The 14,251-nt window shown below is 70.8% G+C and carries 10 protein-coding genes; 6 read left to right on the top strand and 4 right to left on the bottom strand.

The window, feature by feature from the left end:
- Positions 1 to 169 precede the first annotated feature (169 nt).
- From ABZY45_RS27165 to ABZY45_RS27185, 5 genes are all read left to right on the top strand, one after another.
- Positions 170 to 2,761, top strand: a complete 2,592-nt coding sequence (locus ABZY45_RS27165) for a glycoside hydrolase family 9 protein (RefSeq protein ID WP_356743892.1) — start codon at positions 170 to 172, stop codon at positions 2,759 to 2,761.
- Between the two features lie 227 nt (positions 2,762 to 2,988).
- Positions 2,989 to 3,747, top strand: a complete 759-nt coding sequence (locus tag ABZY45_RS27170; RefSeq protein ID WP_356743894.1) for an alpha/beta hydrolase — start codon at positions 2,989 to 2,991, stop codon at positions 3,745 to 3,747.
- 174 nt (positions 3,748 to 3,921) lie between these two features.
- Positions 3,922 to 4,476, top strand: a complete 555-nt coding sequence (locus ABZY45_RS27175) for a YceI family protein (RefSeq protein ID WP_356743896.1) — start codon at positions 3,922 to 3,924, stop codon at positions 4,474 to 4,476.
- Between the two features lie 86 nt (positions 4,477 to 4,562).
- The gene (locus tag ABZY45_RS27180; protein WP_356743898.1) at positions 4,563 to 6,071 is read left to right on the top strand and encodes a DUF4246 domain-containing protein; all 1,509 of its coding nucleotides are present in this window, start codon (positions 4,563 to 4,565) and stop codon (positions 6,069 to 6,071) included.
- A 189-nt stretch (positions 6,072 to 6,260) separates the two neighbouring features.
- A complete protein-coding gene (locus ABZY45_RS27185; protein WP_356743900.1) occupies positions 6,261 to 7,481 on the top strand; it encodes a metallophosphoesterase in 1,221 nt (406 codons plus the stop codon).
- A 51-nt stretch (positions 7,482 to 7,532) separates the two neighbouring features.
- On the opposite strand, the gene ABZY45_RS27190 is transcribed toward ABZY45_RS27185, so the two are convergent.
- A complete protein-coding gene (locus tag ABZY45_RS27190) occupies positions 7,533 to 8,366 on the bottom strand; it encodes a PIG-L family deacetylase (RefSeq protein ID WP_356743902.1) in 834 nt (277 codons plus the stop codon).
- Positions 8,367 to 8,630: 264 nt separating this feature from the next.
- Complete coding sequence (locus ABZY45_RS27195; RefSeq protein WP_356743904.1) at positions 8,631 to 10,487, bottom strand: NAD(P)/FAD-dependent oxidoreductase; 1,857 nt, start codon at positions 10,485 to 10,487, stop codon at positions 8,631 to 8,633.
- A 197-nt stretch (positions 10,488 to 10,684) separates the two neighbouring features.
- Between ABZY45_RS27195 and ABZY45_RS27200 the strand changes: the two genes are divergently transcribed.
- Positions 10,685 to 11,704 (top strand): SMP-30/gluconolactonase/LRE family protein, encoded by a 1,020-nt coding sequence (locus ABZY45_RS27200; protein WP_356743906.1) that lies wholly within the window; start codon positions 10,685 to 10,687, stop codon positions 11,702 to 11,704.
- A gap of 12 nt (positions 11,705 to 11,716) precedes the next feature.
- On the opposite strand, the gene ABZY45_RS27205 is transcribed toward ABZY45_RS27200, so the two are convergent.
- Positions 11,717 to 12,307 carry a helix-turn-helix domain-containing protein gene (locus ABZY45_RS27205; protein WP_356743908.1) on the bottom strand — a complete coding sequence of 197 codons (591 nt, stop codon included), beginning with the start codon at positions 12,305 to 12,307 and terminating at the stop codon, positions 11,717 to 11,719.
- Positions 12,308 to 12,478: 171 nt separating this feature from the next.
- Positions 12,479 to 14,251 (bottom strand): selenocysteine-specific translation elongation factor, encoded by a 1,773-nt coding sequence (selB, locus tag ABZY45_RS27210; protein WP_356743910.1) that lies wholly within the window; start codon positions 14,249 to 14,251, stop codon positions 12,479 to 12,481.

Genomic DNA, 14,251 nt, shown 5'->3' on the forward strand with positions numbered 1-14,251 from the left:
GCCGATGGGAGCGCTCCCATCGTGCGGGACATGGATCCCCCATGTCCCGCACGTCCATGGCTCCCCACGCCCCTTGCCTCTGTCGACGAAAGGCCTTTCGGTGAACGCCTCACCACTTTCCGCACGGCCCGTGCGCATCCGCCCCCGGTACGGGCAACGCGTGTTCGGGATGTCGGCCGCAGCCTTACTGTTCGCGGCGGCCCTGGCGGTGCCCGGGACGGCCGGTGCGCTGGAAGCCGAACCCGGCCCCGAGCAGATCTCCAACGGCGACTTCGCCGCCGGCACCGCCCCCTGGTGGTGGACGGCGAACGCCCCGTCGGCAGTGTCGGACGGCCGACTGTGTGCGGAGGTGCCCGCGGGTACGGCGAACGCCTGGGACGTCATCATCGGCCAGAACGACGTCCCGATCGTCGCGGGCGAGAGCTATGAGCTGTCCTACACGGCCAGTTCCGCCGTCCCCCTGACCGTCCAGACCCGGGTCCAGCAGGCGGCCGAGCCGTACACGACCGTGCTCGCCACCGCGGACCCGGTGGGCACGGAGGTCACCGAGGTGACGCGTACGTTCACTGCCTCGGTCGACCTGCCGGCCGCGTCGGTGCAGTTGCAGATAGGCGGCGGTGAGCGGGCGACGACCTTCTGTCTGGACGACGTGTCGCTGCGGGGCGGGGCCGAACCGCCCGTGTACGTACCCGACACCGGCTCGCCCGTGCGGGTCAACCAGGTCGGCTACCTGCCCCACGGCCCCAAGAACGGCACCGTGGTCACCGAAACGGACGAACCGCTGACGTGGGCGGTGAAGGCCGAGGACGGTTCGACGGCCGCCACCGGCAAGACGGTGCCGCAGGGCGAGGACCCGAGCTCACGTCAGCGGGTCCACACCTTCGACTTCGGCGGTCTCACCACGGCGGGCGACAGGTACACCGTGGAGGTGGACGGCGAGACCAGCGAGCCGTTCTCGATCCGCGGTGACCTGTACGACGGGCTGCGCTCCGACGCGCTGGCGTACTTCTACCACAACCGCAGCGGTACCCCCATCGAGGCGGACCTCGTCGGTGAGGAGTACGCGCGCCCGGCCGGCCACATCGGCGTGGCGCCCAACAAGGGCGACACGGACGTCCCCTGCCAGCCAGGGGTCTGTGACTACCGGCTGGACGTGTCAGGCGGCTGGTACGACGCGGGCGACCACGGCAAGTACGTGGTCAACGGCGGCATCTCGGTGGCTCAGCTGATGTCCACGTACGAGCGCACCCTGACCGCCCCGGACGCCGAGTCGGCGGAGCTCGGCGACGGCGCGCTGCGGGTGCCCGAACGGGACAACGGAGTGCCGGACATCCTGGACGAGGCGCGCTGGGAGATGGACTTCCTGATCAAGATGCAGGTCCCCTCCGGCGAACCGCTGGCCGGCATGGCGCACCACAAGATGCACGACGCCGAGTGGACCGGGCTGCCGATGAAGCCTCATCTCGACCCGCAGCAGCGCGAGTTGCACCCCCCGTCGACGGCCGCCACGCTGAATCTCGCCGCCTCGGCGGCCCAGTGCGCCCGGCTCTACGCCCCCTTCGACGAGGACTTCGCGGACCGTTGCCTGCGGGCCGCCGAAACCGCGTGGGCCGCGGCGAAGCAGCACCCGGACGTGCTCGCCGATCCGAACGACGGCACCGGCGGCGGCGCCTACAGCGACACCGATGTCTCGGACGAGTTCTACTGGGCGGCGGCCGAACTGTTCACCACGACGGGCAAGGACACCTACCGCCAGGCAGTGCTGTCCTCCGCCCTGCACGGTGACACGGACGCGGTCTTCCCGGCGGGCGGCGGAATCTCGTGGGGGTCCACCGGTGGACTCGGGGTCCTCACGCTGGCCACCGTGCCGAACGGCCTGACGGCGGCCCAGCTCGGCAAGGTCCGCTCCGTCGTCACCACGGCCGCCGACCGCTACGCCGCGCAGTCCCGCACCCAGGCGTACGGACTGCCGTACGCCCCCGTGGGCGAGGACTACGTCTGGGGATCCAACAGTCAGGTCCTCAACAACATGATCGTGCTGGCCACGGCCCACGACCTGACCGACAAGACCGTCTACCAGGACGCGGTACTGCGGGGCACCGACTACCTGCTCGGCCGCAACCCCCTCAACCAGTCGTACGTCACCGGCTACGGTGAGCGGGACTCCCACAACCAGCACCACCGCTTCTGGGCGCACCAGAACGATCCCGCACTGCCGAACCCGGCCCCCGGTTCGGTGGCCGGCGGGCCCAACCTCACCGCGATCGCGTCCGGCGACCCGGTGGCGGCCGAGAAGCTGAGCGGCTGCGCACCGGCGATGTGCTACGTCGACGACATCGGCTCCTGGTCGACCAACGAGATCACCATCAACTGGAACGCGCCGCTGGCCTTCATCGCCTCCTACCTGGACGACGCGGGCGAAGGAGGCCCGTCCGGCGCGGCCCGTACCTGTAAGGTCGCCTACTCCTCTCACCCGTGGAACAGCGGCTCGACGGTGACGGTCCGGGTCGAGAACACCGGGCCGGAGCCGGTGTCCCCGTGGACGCTGACCTGGCTGCTCTCCGGCGACCAGCGACTGAGCCACACCTGGAGCGCGGAGTTCACCCAGTCCGGCCGCACGGTCAGCGCCAGGCCGCTGTCGTGGAACCGGACGCTGGCCCCCGGGGGGGCGATCGACTTCGGCTTCAACACCTCGGCCGCGGAGGCGGCACCGGATCCAGGGGCGTTCAAGCTGAACGGCCGGGCCTGCGCGTCAGGATGACTCCACCGTAGGTGTCGTACGGGCCCGGGTGCGGTCGCCGTTCGCGGTACCCACCCGGGCAGGTGACGGGCGGGCTCCGCGGTGCGCCTCCCCACCCGGGCCCGTACGTCCCTGGCACGATCACCGCCGGTCCGGGAGGGCCACGCGGGCCGACCGCGCCGAGCGGCGCGACGACAACCGGCAGGACCGGCGCCGCAGCGCCCGCCGGTAGAGTCGGCCCGAGGAACATGGTGATCGGGGGGATCATGACGGCAGCGGGCGCACCGCCCATCGTCCTCGTACACGGAACACGGTTCAGCGCGGGCCAGTGGAGCCCTCAGCTCGCCGCGCTCCAGAAGGACTTCCTGGTGGCCGCCGTCGAACTGCCGGGTCACGGCGCCCGATCCGCTCAGCCCTGGAGCCTGGACGCGGCGACGGAGGTCATCGCTGCCGCCGTGGACTCGCTCGCCGGCGGACCGGCTCTCGTCGTCGGCCACTCCCTCGGCGGATACGCCTCGCTGGAGTTCGCCCGGCGACACCCCGCGCGGTTGCGAGGGCTGGTCCTTGCCGGAGCCAGTGCCTCGACGCGGGGCCGCTGGGCAACGCCGTACCGGTGGGTCGCCGGGCTCGTCCCCCGCGTCCCGGCGGCCAGACTGGCGCGGTGGAACGACCGGTTGCTGCGCCGGCTCCATCCACCCGAGGTGGTGGAGGCAACGATCCTCGCGGGCTACGCCTTCCACACCCTGCCGGCCGCCTGGGGCGAGGTGCTGGGCCGCTTCGACGCGAGCGCGATGCGTCATGTGACCGCTCCCGTTCTCATCCTGAACGGCGAGAAGGACACCGTCTTCCGCTCCGGCGAGGCGGACTTCGCCCGTGCCCATCCGCAGGCCCGCATCGAGCTGATCCCCCGAGCCGGCCATCTGGCGAACTTCGATGCTCCCGATGCCTTCACCGACGCCGTCCGCCGCTTCGCCCGAGAACTGCCGGCGCTGCCCGCTCGCGACTGACGGCGTCCCGTGCGGGCGGTGGGCACGAGCGAGCGGCATTCCGCCCGCCGGGTGAGGCTCCCGTAGTCCAGTGGAATGACCCTGGAGGCCGAACGAAGCGCGGCCTCCACCCGGTGGGTGGCCCTCCGGCCTAGCGTGAGGAGCCCCTTTCCGAGCGATCCGACGGAGCACCACATGGCCACGCCTGCCCTCGCCGATCTGACCGGCACGTACGTGCTGGATCCCGCGCACACCCGGATCGGATTCGTGGCCCGGCACGCGATGATCACCAAGGTCCGGGGGGCGTTCCACGAATTCGAGGGCACCTTGCTCCTGGACGGTTCCGACCCGTCCAGGTCGAGCGCGTCCGTCTCCATCAAGGCGGACAGCATCGACACCGGTAACGCAGACCGCGACGGCCACCTGCGGACGAACGACTTCCTGGACGCGCCCACGTACCCCACGATCACCTTCACCTCCACCAAGTCCGAACAGGTGGACGACAGCCACTTCCGGCTGACCGGAGATCTGACGATCAAGGACACCACCAAGCCGATCAGTATCGACTTCGAATACACCGGCTCCGCCCGGGACCCGTTCGACAACCAGCGGGTGGGCTTCGAGGGCGCCATCACGGTCAGCCGCAAGGACTACGGCCTGACGTGGAACGCCGCTCTCGAAGGAGGCGGAGTCCTGGTCGGGGACAAGGTGGTACTGGAGTTCGACATCTCCGCGATCAAGCAGGCCTGACGGGAGAACCTCGTCCGGATCCTGCGGTGTCGGTGTGCTGACGTATCCTTCCGGCCACCGCACACCGACTCGAAGGGCCAGAAGAGTTGTCTGACCTGTCTGCTTTCCCGCTGCCCTTTCATGCCTCCCGTTCCATATCGTTCGCGCCACCCCGAACGCTGCGGGAACTGCACATGATGCGGTGCAGCGCTCACATCCGGGCGAAGCCCGGGTGGTTCGACAAGATGAACGACGCCGAAATCGTCGCCAGATGGACGCAGGAAGCGGTCGCCCAGGGCCTCACCGAGGCGCAGGTCAGTCATGTGCTCGCCGAACTCGTGCACTACGCGACGCTGCGGGACGCCCGGACGGGCATCGAGGTGTCCGCCGTCGACGGTGTGTGGCAGTCGGACACGCTGATGGACGAGGCGCTGAGGTCCCGGCTGCGCGAAGCCGTCCGGGTGCTGGAGCAGGTCCCGGAAGCCGAACAGGACTGGCACCCCGGATCCGGCGGCCAGGTACTGGATCTGGTGCACCCCTCACTGTTCTGCCTGGTGAGAGACGTGAGTGGTGGGCCCGAGCGGGCTTGGCAGAACCGGACGGACCGCTACTCGGCATACGAGTTCTCGAACAGGTTCCAGTGGCTCCCCACGGACGTGGACGTCAGTGCCGAGGGCGATGTCGCCTTCCGGTCGTACGTCAACAACGTCCACCCCGAGACCCATCACGAACTGGCCTCGGTCCTGCCGGACTTGTTCGCCCGCATGCGTCCCCTGCTGGAGAACGTGCTCACCGATCTGCGCCATCCGCGGCCCTTGCGGATCGAGGCCGATCCGTACGGGTGGTACGACTCGGAACCGGAGCATCCGGACCGGTCCGCCTACAGTGACGACGAGGCCTACGCAGAAGCGGTGAGGGCGTGGGAGGAGGCGCAGGACGACTGGTGGGAGAACCGTCGCCCCGTCGTCCCTGACGCCCCCGCCTTCACCCCGCCGGAGTTGCCCGGCGAATCCGCCCGGGTCGATCTACGAGGCCGCGGCCTCCAGGTCATCGTCAAGCTCGCCACCATTCATCTCACCCCGGAGAAGCCCGAGTACCCCGGTGGTTCCTGGCATGTCGAGGGGATGCTGAACGAGCGGATCGTCTCGACCGGCATCTACTACTGGGACAGCGAGAACATCACGGAGAGCCGGCTGAGTTTCCGGGCGGCACTCGACGACCCGAGCTACGAACAGAACGACGACAACGGTCTGCGCGACGTCTACGGCTTGGAGGACGAGGACGCGCTGAACCAGACGCTGGGATCGGCATCGACCCCGGCCGGCCGCTGCCTGGCGTTCCCGAACATCCTCCAGCACCGCGTCGGCTCGTTCCGCCTCGCGGATCCCACCCGCCCGGGCTGTCGCAAGATCCTGGCGTTCTTCCTGGTCGACCCGTCGGAGCGCATCGTCTCGACATCCGACGTGCCCCCGCAACAACCGTGGTCCGAGACCTCGACGATGACGCGTGAGCAAGCCGAGGGCTATCGCGAACAACTCATGCAGGAACGCAAGTTCTTCGTGGACGAGCACAACGAGCAGGTCTACGAGCGCGAATTCTCCCTCTGCGAGCACTGACCCTGTTCCGTCCTGCGCGTGCACAGGCCACAGGGACGGTCCGGAACGGCCCCCGTTCCGCAGGGTTTCGCGCTGGACCCGGCCCTTCGCCTCCCAGCTGCGATCCTGGGTGTCGTACACGGCCGCGGCAACGGGTGCTGGCCGTGTCCCTGCCGCACGCCCGCCGGACAGAACCCCAGGAGGGGAAGCGTGACCGAGACCAGCGACACCAGATCCGCCACCGGTAAAGCGCCCGAGGCGCCACCGAGCCGACTGCAACGCCTGATGCGCTACATCCCTATGATCGCCCCCCTCCTGCTGTGGGCCGTGCCGTGCCTGGTCCTCCTGCACACCGGCCAGCACTGGCCTCTTCCTGTCTCGCTGGCCGGCACCGCCCTCTTCTGCCTCGGCGTGCTCGGTATGCCGCTCGCGATGGTGCGCGGCCACGGACGGCGCCAGCAGGACACGTGGGCGATCGTCGGTGACACGCTCCTGGGCGGCATCTGGGTCCTGTTCACCTGGTCCGTGCTGCTCGGTGTCCTGCTGCGGCTCGCACTGGCCGTGGCCGGTGTCGGTGACGGACAGGGCCGGGCGCGCGTCGTCACCTGGGCCGTGCTGGGCGTAGCCGCCGTGCTGCTGGCCTGGGGGTACGCCGAGGCCCGGCGCGTGCCACGCGTGCGCCGGCTCGACGTACCGCTCCCACGTCTGGGCGCCGGGCTGGACGGCACCCGAGTCGTCCTGATCACGGACACCCACTACGGTCCGCTCGACCGCGCCCGCTGGTCGGCGCGGGTCTGCGAGACGGTGAACACGCTGGAAGCCGACCTGGTCTGCCACACCGGCGACATCGCGGACGGTACGGCCGAACGCCGCCGTGCCCAGGCAGTCCCGCTGGGCACCGTGCAGGCGACGCGGGCCCGGGTCTACGTCACCGGCAACCACGAGTACTACAGCGAGGCCCAGGGCTGGGTCGACCTGATGGACGAGCTGGGCTGGGAACCGCTGCGCAACCGGCATCTGCTGCTCGAACGCGGCGGCGACACGCTCGTGGTCGCCGGTGTGGACGACGTCACCGCCGAGTCCTCCGGCCTGGCGGGCCACCGCGCCCATCTCGCCGGAGCCCTCCACGGCGCCGACCCCGAGCTCCCCGTGCTCCTCCTCGCCCACCAGCCCAAGTTCATCGACCGCGCGGCAGCCCAGGGCATCGACCTCCAGCTCTCCGGCCACACCCATGGCGGCCAGATCTGGCCCTTCCATCATCTGGTCCGCCTCGACCAACCAGCCCTCGCCGGCCTCAGCCGCCACGGCACCCGCACCCTGCTCTACACGAGCCGCGGCACCGGCTTCTGGGGGCCGCCGTTCCGCGTCTTCGCGCCCAGTGAGATCACCCTGCTCGTACTCCGCTCCCCGCAGACGTCCACCACTCGCTGAGGCAGCGTTCCGGGCGCTGAGCTCGCCCGGAACCCGGCCGGAGGCGGAGGATCAGCGCAGTCCGGCGAAGAGGTCGTCCTCCGGCAGGGGCGCGCCGGTGGCGTCCTTGACACGGACGAAGGTCTCCATGCCCATCAGCTCACCGAACTTCTCCTTGCCCATCTTGAGGAAGAAGATGTTCTCGCCCTGACTGGCGTGCGCGGCGAGCGCGTCGAACTTCTGCCCGCTGAACGCGGTGGTGTCCACCCATGTGGTGATCTCGTCGTCGGGGAGGCCGATCTCGGCCATCGCGGCGGCTTCCGCAGGATCCGGCTCCGGCATGTCCTCCCCGAACTCGCTCATCGTCTCGCCGAACCGCCGCATCATCGACCGGGGCATCGTCGTCCAGTACACCTTCGGAGTCAGCCCCGTCAGCTCCAGCGCAGCCGTCGTGATGCGGTTGGCCTGGATGTGGTCGGGGTGGCCGTAGAAGCCGTTCTCGTCATAGGTGACGACCACATCGGGCCGGTAGTGCCTCATGAGTTCCGCGAGTCGGGCAGCGCCTTCCGCCACGGGGGTCCGCCAGAAGGATCCGGGCGCGTCGTTGCTGGGCCAGCTCATCATCCCGGAGTCGGCATAGTCCAGCATCTCCAGGTCACTGATCTTCAGGACGGCGCAGCTGGCCTCGAGCTCCTGGCGGCGCATCGAGGCGACGGCCGCCGGATCGTGCCCGGGGTCCCCCGGCTTGACACCCCCCGGGCCGTCCCCGCAACCGCCGTCGGTACACGTCACGAGAACGGTGCGGATGCCTTCCGCCGCATACCGCGCGAGGACCCCTCCGGTTCCTGTGGCCTCGTCGTCGGGGTGCGCGTGCACCGCCATGAGCGTCAACGGCCGCTCGGTCATGAACCATCCTCCTGCATGCATACGTCCTGGTCCGAGTGCGCGGCTGGAGCACCGCGATCTCGGAGCCGGGTCCTGGTGGGGCGACCGGCCCGGGAATCCAGATGTTCTCCGCCCGAACGGCGCCCGTATCTCGACCGATGCAACCATGCCGACCCGGCCGGCTGTTCCCGGCGCAGCGGATCAGTTCGGAGGCGTCAGAGACTCGCTCTTCCACGAACGTCCGGCTCTGACGCCGGCCCGGCCCGGACGAAGTCCGAACCGGCTTCACTCACCGCCCTCCCCCGGTGCTGCAAGGGGGCAGAGGTGGCCGCGAATTTCCTGGAGGACGGCCTTGGGCCGCAGCACCTCGCCGATGGATTCCTCGCGCCACTGCTCGAGCAGTTCGTGGAACGCGAAGGCGCCGTGGGGGTAGGCGCTCGCGGTGTTCGGGCGGCCGAGCCCTTCGCGGTTGTAGTAGCCGGGGGTGCACTCTGCGTGGAACCACTCGTGGTCCGCGGCGTCCTCGGCCAGAACTTCCAGCCAGGCGTCCTCGGCCTCGGGGGACGGTTCGATGAGGGCTCGACCGGATTCCGCCGCGGCCACGAGAGCGGCGGCGTGGACGGCCTGCTCGTCGAGTATGTGCGTGAAGTTGACGCTGCTCGCGTTGTGCAGGGACCCCATGTGGATCAGGTTCGGGAAGCCGTTGCCGGTGAAGCCGTGCAGAGTCCGGGGGCCCTGCTGCGCCCAGGCGTGCAGGAGCTGGGTGCCGCCCCGGCCGTGGACGGGCAGCTTGCCGGAGAGGATGCCGGACACCCCGACGGAGAATCCCGTGGCGAAGATCAGGCAGTCGAGCTCGTAGGTGTCGTCGCCGACGACGGCCCCGTGCTCGGTGATGCGCTCGATGCCGTGCGTGTCGGCGGTGTCGACCAGGGAGACGTTGCTGCGGTTGAACGCCTCGTAGTACGTGTCGGAGAAGGTGGGGCGCTTGCAGGCGTAGCGGTACCAGGGCTTGAGCTTCTCCGCGGTGCCGGGATCGGTGACCGTCTGCCCGACACGGGCGCGCAGTTGGTTCATCTTCGCGGCGTCGGCGAGTTCGTAGGCGGCTTCGAAGGACTGCCCCTGCTCGTCCCGACGGAAGCTGGGCAGGAGCTTTTCGAGGAGAGCGGCCGAGGCGGTCCAGCCGTCGGCCACGAGGTCCTGGTCGGCCGGCTCGCCGGAGACGATGCGCAGGAAGTTCTGACGCCGCTCGAGCGCCCAGCCCTCCCGGTCGGCACCGACATCCTCGGCGGTGGTGCGGCGGTTGGCGCGCACATCGACGCTGGAGGGGGTGCGCTGGAAGACGTAGACGTGCTCGGCGTCCTCGGCCAGCATCGGGATGGCCTGGACACCGGTGGCTCCGGTGCCGACGATGCCCACACGCTTGCCGGCGAGGCCGGTCATGCCGCCGTCCGGGGTGCCGCCGGTGTAGGAGTAGTCCCAGCGTGACGTGTGGAAGGTGTGGCCCCGGAAGGTCTCGATGCCGGGTATCCCGGGCAGCTTGGGCTCGGACATGGTGCCGGTGGACGTGACGACGTACGTGGCGTGGAAGGCGTCACCGCGGTCGGTGGCCACGATCCACGTCTCGGACGCGTCGTCCCAGGTGAGCGAGGTGACCGCGGTGGAGAACAGGGCCTCCGGATAGAGGTCGTACTTCTCGGCGATGCGCACCGCGTGGCGGCGGATCTCCTCGCCGGGAGCGTACTTCCACTCCGGCACGTAGCCGGTCTCGTCGAGCATCGGCAGGTAGACGTGCGACTCGATGTCGCAGTGGATGCCCGGATAGCGGTTCCAGTACCAGGTGCCGCCGAAGTCGCCGCCCTTCTCGACGATCCGCACGCGTTCCACGCCCTGCTGCCGCAGCCTCGCCCCGGCGAGGATGCCGCCGAACCCGCCGCCGACGACGGCGACGTCCACGGTGTCCAGCAGCGGCTCACGCCCGGCCACGTCCTCCGCGTAGGGGTCGGCGGCGTAATAGCCGAACTCGGCTTCTGTCTGGCGGTATTGGCGGGCGCCGTCGGGCCGTACCCGCCTTTCACGTTCGAGGCTGTAGCGCTGCCTGAGGGCGCACAGGTCGTTGGGGTCCGTCACCTGAGTGGGTGTCATGTGGGGGGTCTCACTCCAATCGGTCGGCCGCGTCGGATCGGGCGGCCATCCGTTACGGTAGCAACTACCGGACAGGGTTGTCCGGTTGCGGCACGGGTGAACCACGACACGCGTGCAGGGCGCCTCCGCTCCCCGTCCCGACCACGCGAACGGCGTGGCCCGACGGCAAACCCGCAGACAGGAAGAGTGATCCCCTCATGCGACGACTCGCGGTCCGGTCCCTCGCGGCACTCGCCACCGCCGGCACACTGGCCCTCACCGGGTGCGGTACGGAGACCAGCGGCTCCGCCGTCGGTGCACCGGCCGCCCGCGCCGACAGAACCATCCGCGCCCACCAGGTCATGCGGCTGACCGAGGTGCACGAGGAGACCGGGATGACCCTGCTCGAAGGCCCGACCTTCGACGCGGACGGCACACTGCTCGTCGTCGACGTCACCGCACCAGCGGGAGAGCCGAAGGTGATGCGGGTCGACGTGAGGAAGAAGACGTCGCAGCCCGTCCACTCGGACGACCGAGGGGCCTACACCTCGGCGCAGTTCAGCCCGTACGACGGCCGGCTGTACCTGACCGACTACGCCCACGGCGAGGTCGTCAGCCTGGCCCCGGACGGAAGCGACCCGCAGACCTTCTTCTCCGGGGAGGTCGACGGAGCGCGGATGAACCCCGACGACATCGCCTTCGACGAGGAGGGCAACCTGTACGTCAGCGACTCACGCAGCCTTTCCGCAGGCGACGCCCAGGGGCGTGTGGTGCGCATCGAGCGGGACGGCAAGAAGTCCACCGTCCTCGCCGGCGGGCTCGCCGCGACGAACGGGATCTCCTTCGACGCGGACCACCAGGGACTGTGGGTCAGTGAACTCACGCAGAACCGGATCTCCTACCTCCGCCTCGACGGAGAGGGAGAGGTGACGTCACGGCACACCGCGATCCGCGTGGACGGCGGGATCGCCCAGACCGACTCGATCGCCGTGGACGCGGAGGGCAACCTCTACCAGGCACTCCACGGCCGAGCCGCGATGGCCGTGTTCAGCAAGCACGGCGAACGCCTGGCGACGGTCGAGATCCCCGACCGTGCCGAAGGGCTCGAGTCCGCGACGAACGTGGCGATCACGCCCGGCGGGACCAAGGCGTACATGACCGTCAGCGGACCGGCCGGCGGTTACCTCTACACCTTCGACGCACTCGGTAAGGGCACCCGGCAGTCCAACGGCGGCTGAGGCCCCCGGCTCTCATCCCTCGAAAGGCCGGACCGGCCCCACTTCGACACCGAGGAGCCGCCATGCGGCCTTCGCCCGGCGTTCCCGCACCTCGCGGGTCGGACCGTTGGTGGCGCCGGACACCATGGCCACGGCCACCATGAGGTCGTCCGAAGCGCCCAGGCGGTGCCTCTCGGGCAGACGCTGCCGCAGGGCGGACTCGACCCGGCCCGAAAGGACCAGGGCGTGCGCGAGCGCGTCCGAGTGGCCGGTGGCCCCGTTGCTGTGCAGCAGGCTCAGGAACGCGGCCGACTCCGTCAGGTGCCAGGTGAGAACGCCGAGAACATCGGCGAGGAGCGCGCCCTCGGCCTCGGCGGCCTGTTCGACCTGCCGCACGTTCTCCTCGAGGACCGCGATCGCCACGGCCGCCCGGTCGGGGAAGTGCCGGTACAGGACGCCTTGCCCGACCCCCGCGCGCCGCGCGATCGCGGAGAGCGGAGCGTCCAGCCCGTCGGACGCGAAGATCTCTCGCGCGGCAGCGATCAGGGCGTCCCGATTGCGGGCAGCCACCTTCGGCCCTTGATTCGCCGGCCGCCGCTCGACGGGCATAAGGGGTTGGGTCATCCCGAAAGGGTACCGGCGGACCGAGCCGGCGCGGGCGGGGGCTGTTCCGCCGCCGGGCCTGCTGTGACCCTCGCAGCGGATCCGGCGAGTCGTGCAGACCCTTTCGCGAAGCCCGGAGGCACCCGCCCGTCGCCTGCCGCCCGGTCGAGCGCCGCGGTCGCGAGACGGAGGTCAGCCCGCTGCGGTGGCCGACGGCGCGCACCGGCGGCGCTTGTCGGGAAGCACCTGGGTGATGCCCTGGCCGTCGCAGTGCTCCAGCAGGGGGACGGTGACGCGTCGGGTGGTGTCCAGGGCGCGGCTCGCCTCCCCCACGGTGAACGGCCGGTCGAGTTCGCTCAGCCGGTCGGCGGCCAGGCGGGGAGCGTCCGGCAGCAGCACCACGTGCTCCGCGAGCCGCAGTATCGCCCCGTGGCGGGCCGCCGCGGCGAGTTCACGGCGGCCGAGGCCGAGTTCCGCGAGTCTCCGGGCGGGGGGCGCGGCGAAAGGCCGCCCGTCGAGTTCGGCGGTGAGCCGGCGCACCGCGGCCGTCACAGGGGCCGGCGGTTCCCCGGATCCGGCGGTCACACGCCCGTGGCTCAGCCGCAGGGGTGGCGTGACCAGTGCCTCCACGAGAGAGACGGCCGGCAGTCCCAGCCGGTGCCGGGCGGCCTCCACCGGTACGCCGTCCTCCGTGGGCCGCTCACGGAGGTACGCCGCCACCAGCTCGGCCAGCCGGGCACGCAGGGCGGCCCAGTGGGCGGGGTCGGCGAGCCAGTCACCCGCCACCGGTGCGGTGTGGACGGCCACCCCCATCGCCGTCAGCTCCCCGCGTCGGACCAGCAGTCGGCGCCCCAGCTCGGATGTCTCGCACGGGGTGCCGTCGGCGGGGCTCAGCTCGGCTGCCCGCCGTACCGCGGCGCCCCGGCGCCGCAGTTCGGGTGGCTGGGGGTCGAGCACCGTCAGACCGGCGAGCACCCGGCGCAGGCCCGGATCGCGCAGCACCGCGCGGTCGCCGATGCGCAGCGGCAGCGGTGCCGGGAGGGTCAGCCGGGCGGTCCCCTGGCCGAGTGCCCTCACACGGACGGGCACGGCCGCCGAGCCGATGTGGGCGACAGCGGTGCGGGGCAGTTCCGCCGCAGGGGCTCCGCCGTGCACACGTACGTCGCAGCGCAGACAGGGGAGGAAGCTCTCGGGCGTGAGAAGGGCGTCACCACGGCCCGTCGACTCCTTGTCGAGGCCGCGGAGGTTGACGGCGACCCGGGCGGTGGCCCGTACCAGGCCGGTCTCCTCGCCCAGTGCGTGCAGCGCCCTGACGCGCACGGACCGGCCGGAGCGGGCGGTCACCAGGACGTCGCCCCTGTGGATCCGCCCCGCCCCGAGGGTGCCGGTCACCACCAGTCCACTGCCGCGCACGGTGAAGGCCCGGTCGATCCACAGCCGTACCGGGGAGTCGGCGTCACCGTCCGGCAGCCGCTCGGCGAGCCGGCCGAGGGCGGCGCGCAGTTCGGCGAGTCCCTCGCCGGTGCGGGCGCTGACCGCCACGGCCTCGACACCGGCTAGGCTGCTGGACCCGATCCGGGCGAGGGCCTGCGCGGTGGCGGGGCCCGGGTCGGCCAGGTCGCAGCGGGTGACGACGAGCAGTCCGTGCCGTACGCCCAGGGCGTCCACGGCGGCCAGGTGCTCGGCGGACTGGGCCTTCCAGCCCTCGTCGGCGGCGACGACGAACAGCACGGCGGGCACCGGCCCCACACCCGCCAGCATGGTGGGCACGAACCTCTCGTGCCCCGGTACGTCGACGAACGCCAATCGTTCGCCCGAGGGCAGGTCCGTCCACGCGAAGCCGAGGTCGATGGTCAGCCCACGGCGGCGCTCCTCCGCCAGCCGGTCGGGGTGGGTGCCGGTCAGGGCCTGGATCAGCGTGCTCTTTCCGTGGTCGACGTGCCCCGCCGTCGCGATGACCCGCAT

It is taken from the genome of Streptomyces sp. NPDC006516 (assembly GCF_040611875.1).
Classification (GTDB): Bacteria; Actinomycetota; Actinomycetes; order Streptomycetales; family Streptomycetaceae; genus Streptomyces.

What these genes read in the sequence shown, in the direction of transcription:
- ABZY45_RS27165 (WP_356743892.1), top strand. Translation starts at nt 170, where the DNA reads ATGTCGGCCGCAGCCTTACTGTTCGCGGCGGCCCTGGCGGTGCCCGGG.
- ABZY45_RS27170 (WP_356743894.1), top strand. Translation starts at nt 2,989, where the DNA reads ATGGTGATCGGGGGGATCATGACGGCAGCGGGCGCACCGCCCATCGTC.
- ABZY45_RS27175 (WP_356743896.1), top strand. Translation starts at nt 3,922, where the DNA reads ATGGCCACGCCTGCCCTCGCCGATCTGACCGGCACGTACGTGCTGGAT.
- ABZY45_RS27190 (WP_356743902.1), bottom strand. Translation starts at nt 8,366, where the DNA reads ATGACCGAGCGGCCGTTGACGCTCATGGCGGTGCACGCGCACCCCGAC.
- ABZY45_RS27195 (WP_356743904.1), bottom strand. Translation starts at nt 10,487, where the DNA reads ATGACACCCACTCAGGTGACGGACCCCAACGACCTGTGCGCCCTCAGG.
- ABZY45_RS27200 (WP_356743906.1), top strand. Translation starts at nt 10,685, where the DNA reads ATGCGACGACTCGCGGTCCGGTCCCTCGCGGCACTCGCCACCGCCGGC.
- ABZY45_RS27205 (WP_356743908.1), bottom strand. Translation starts at nt 12,307, where the DNA reads ATGACCCAACCCCTTATGCCCGTCGAGCGGCGGCCGGCGAATCAAGGG.
- selB (WP_356743910.1), bottom strand. Translation starts at nt 14,251, where the DNA reads ATGCGGGTCATCGCGACGGCGGGGCACGTCGACCACGGAAAGAGCACG.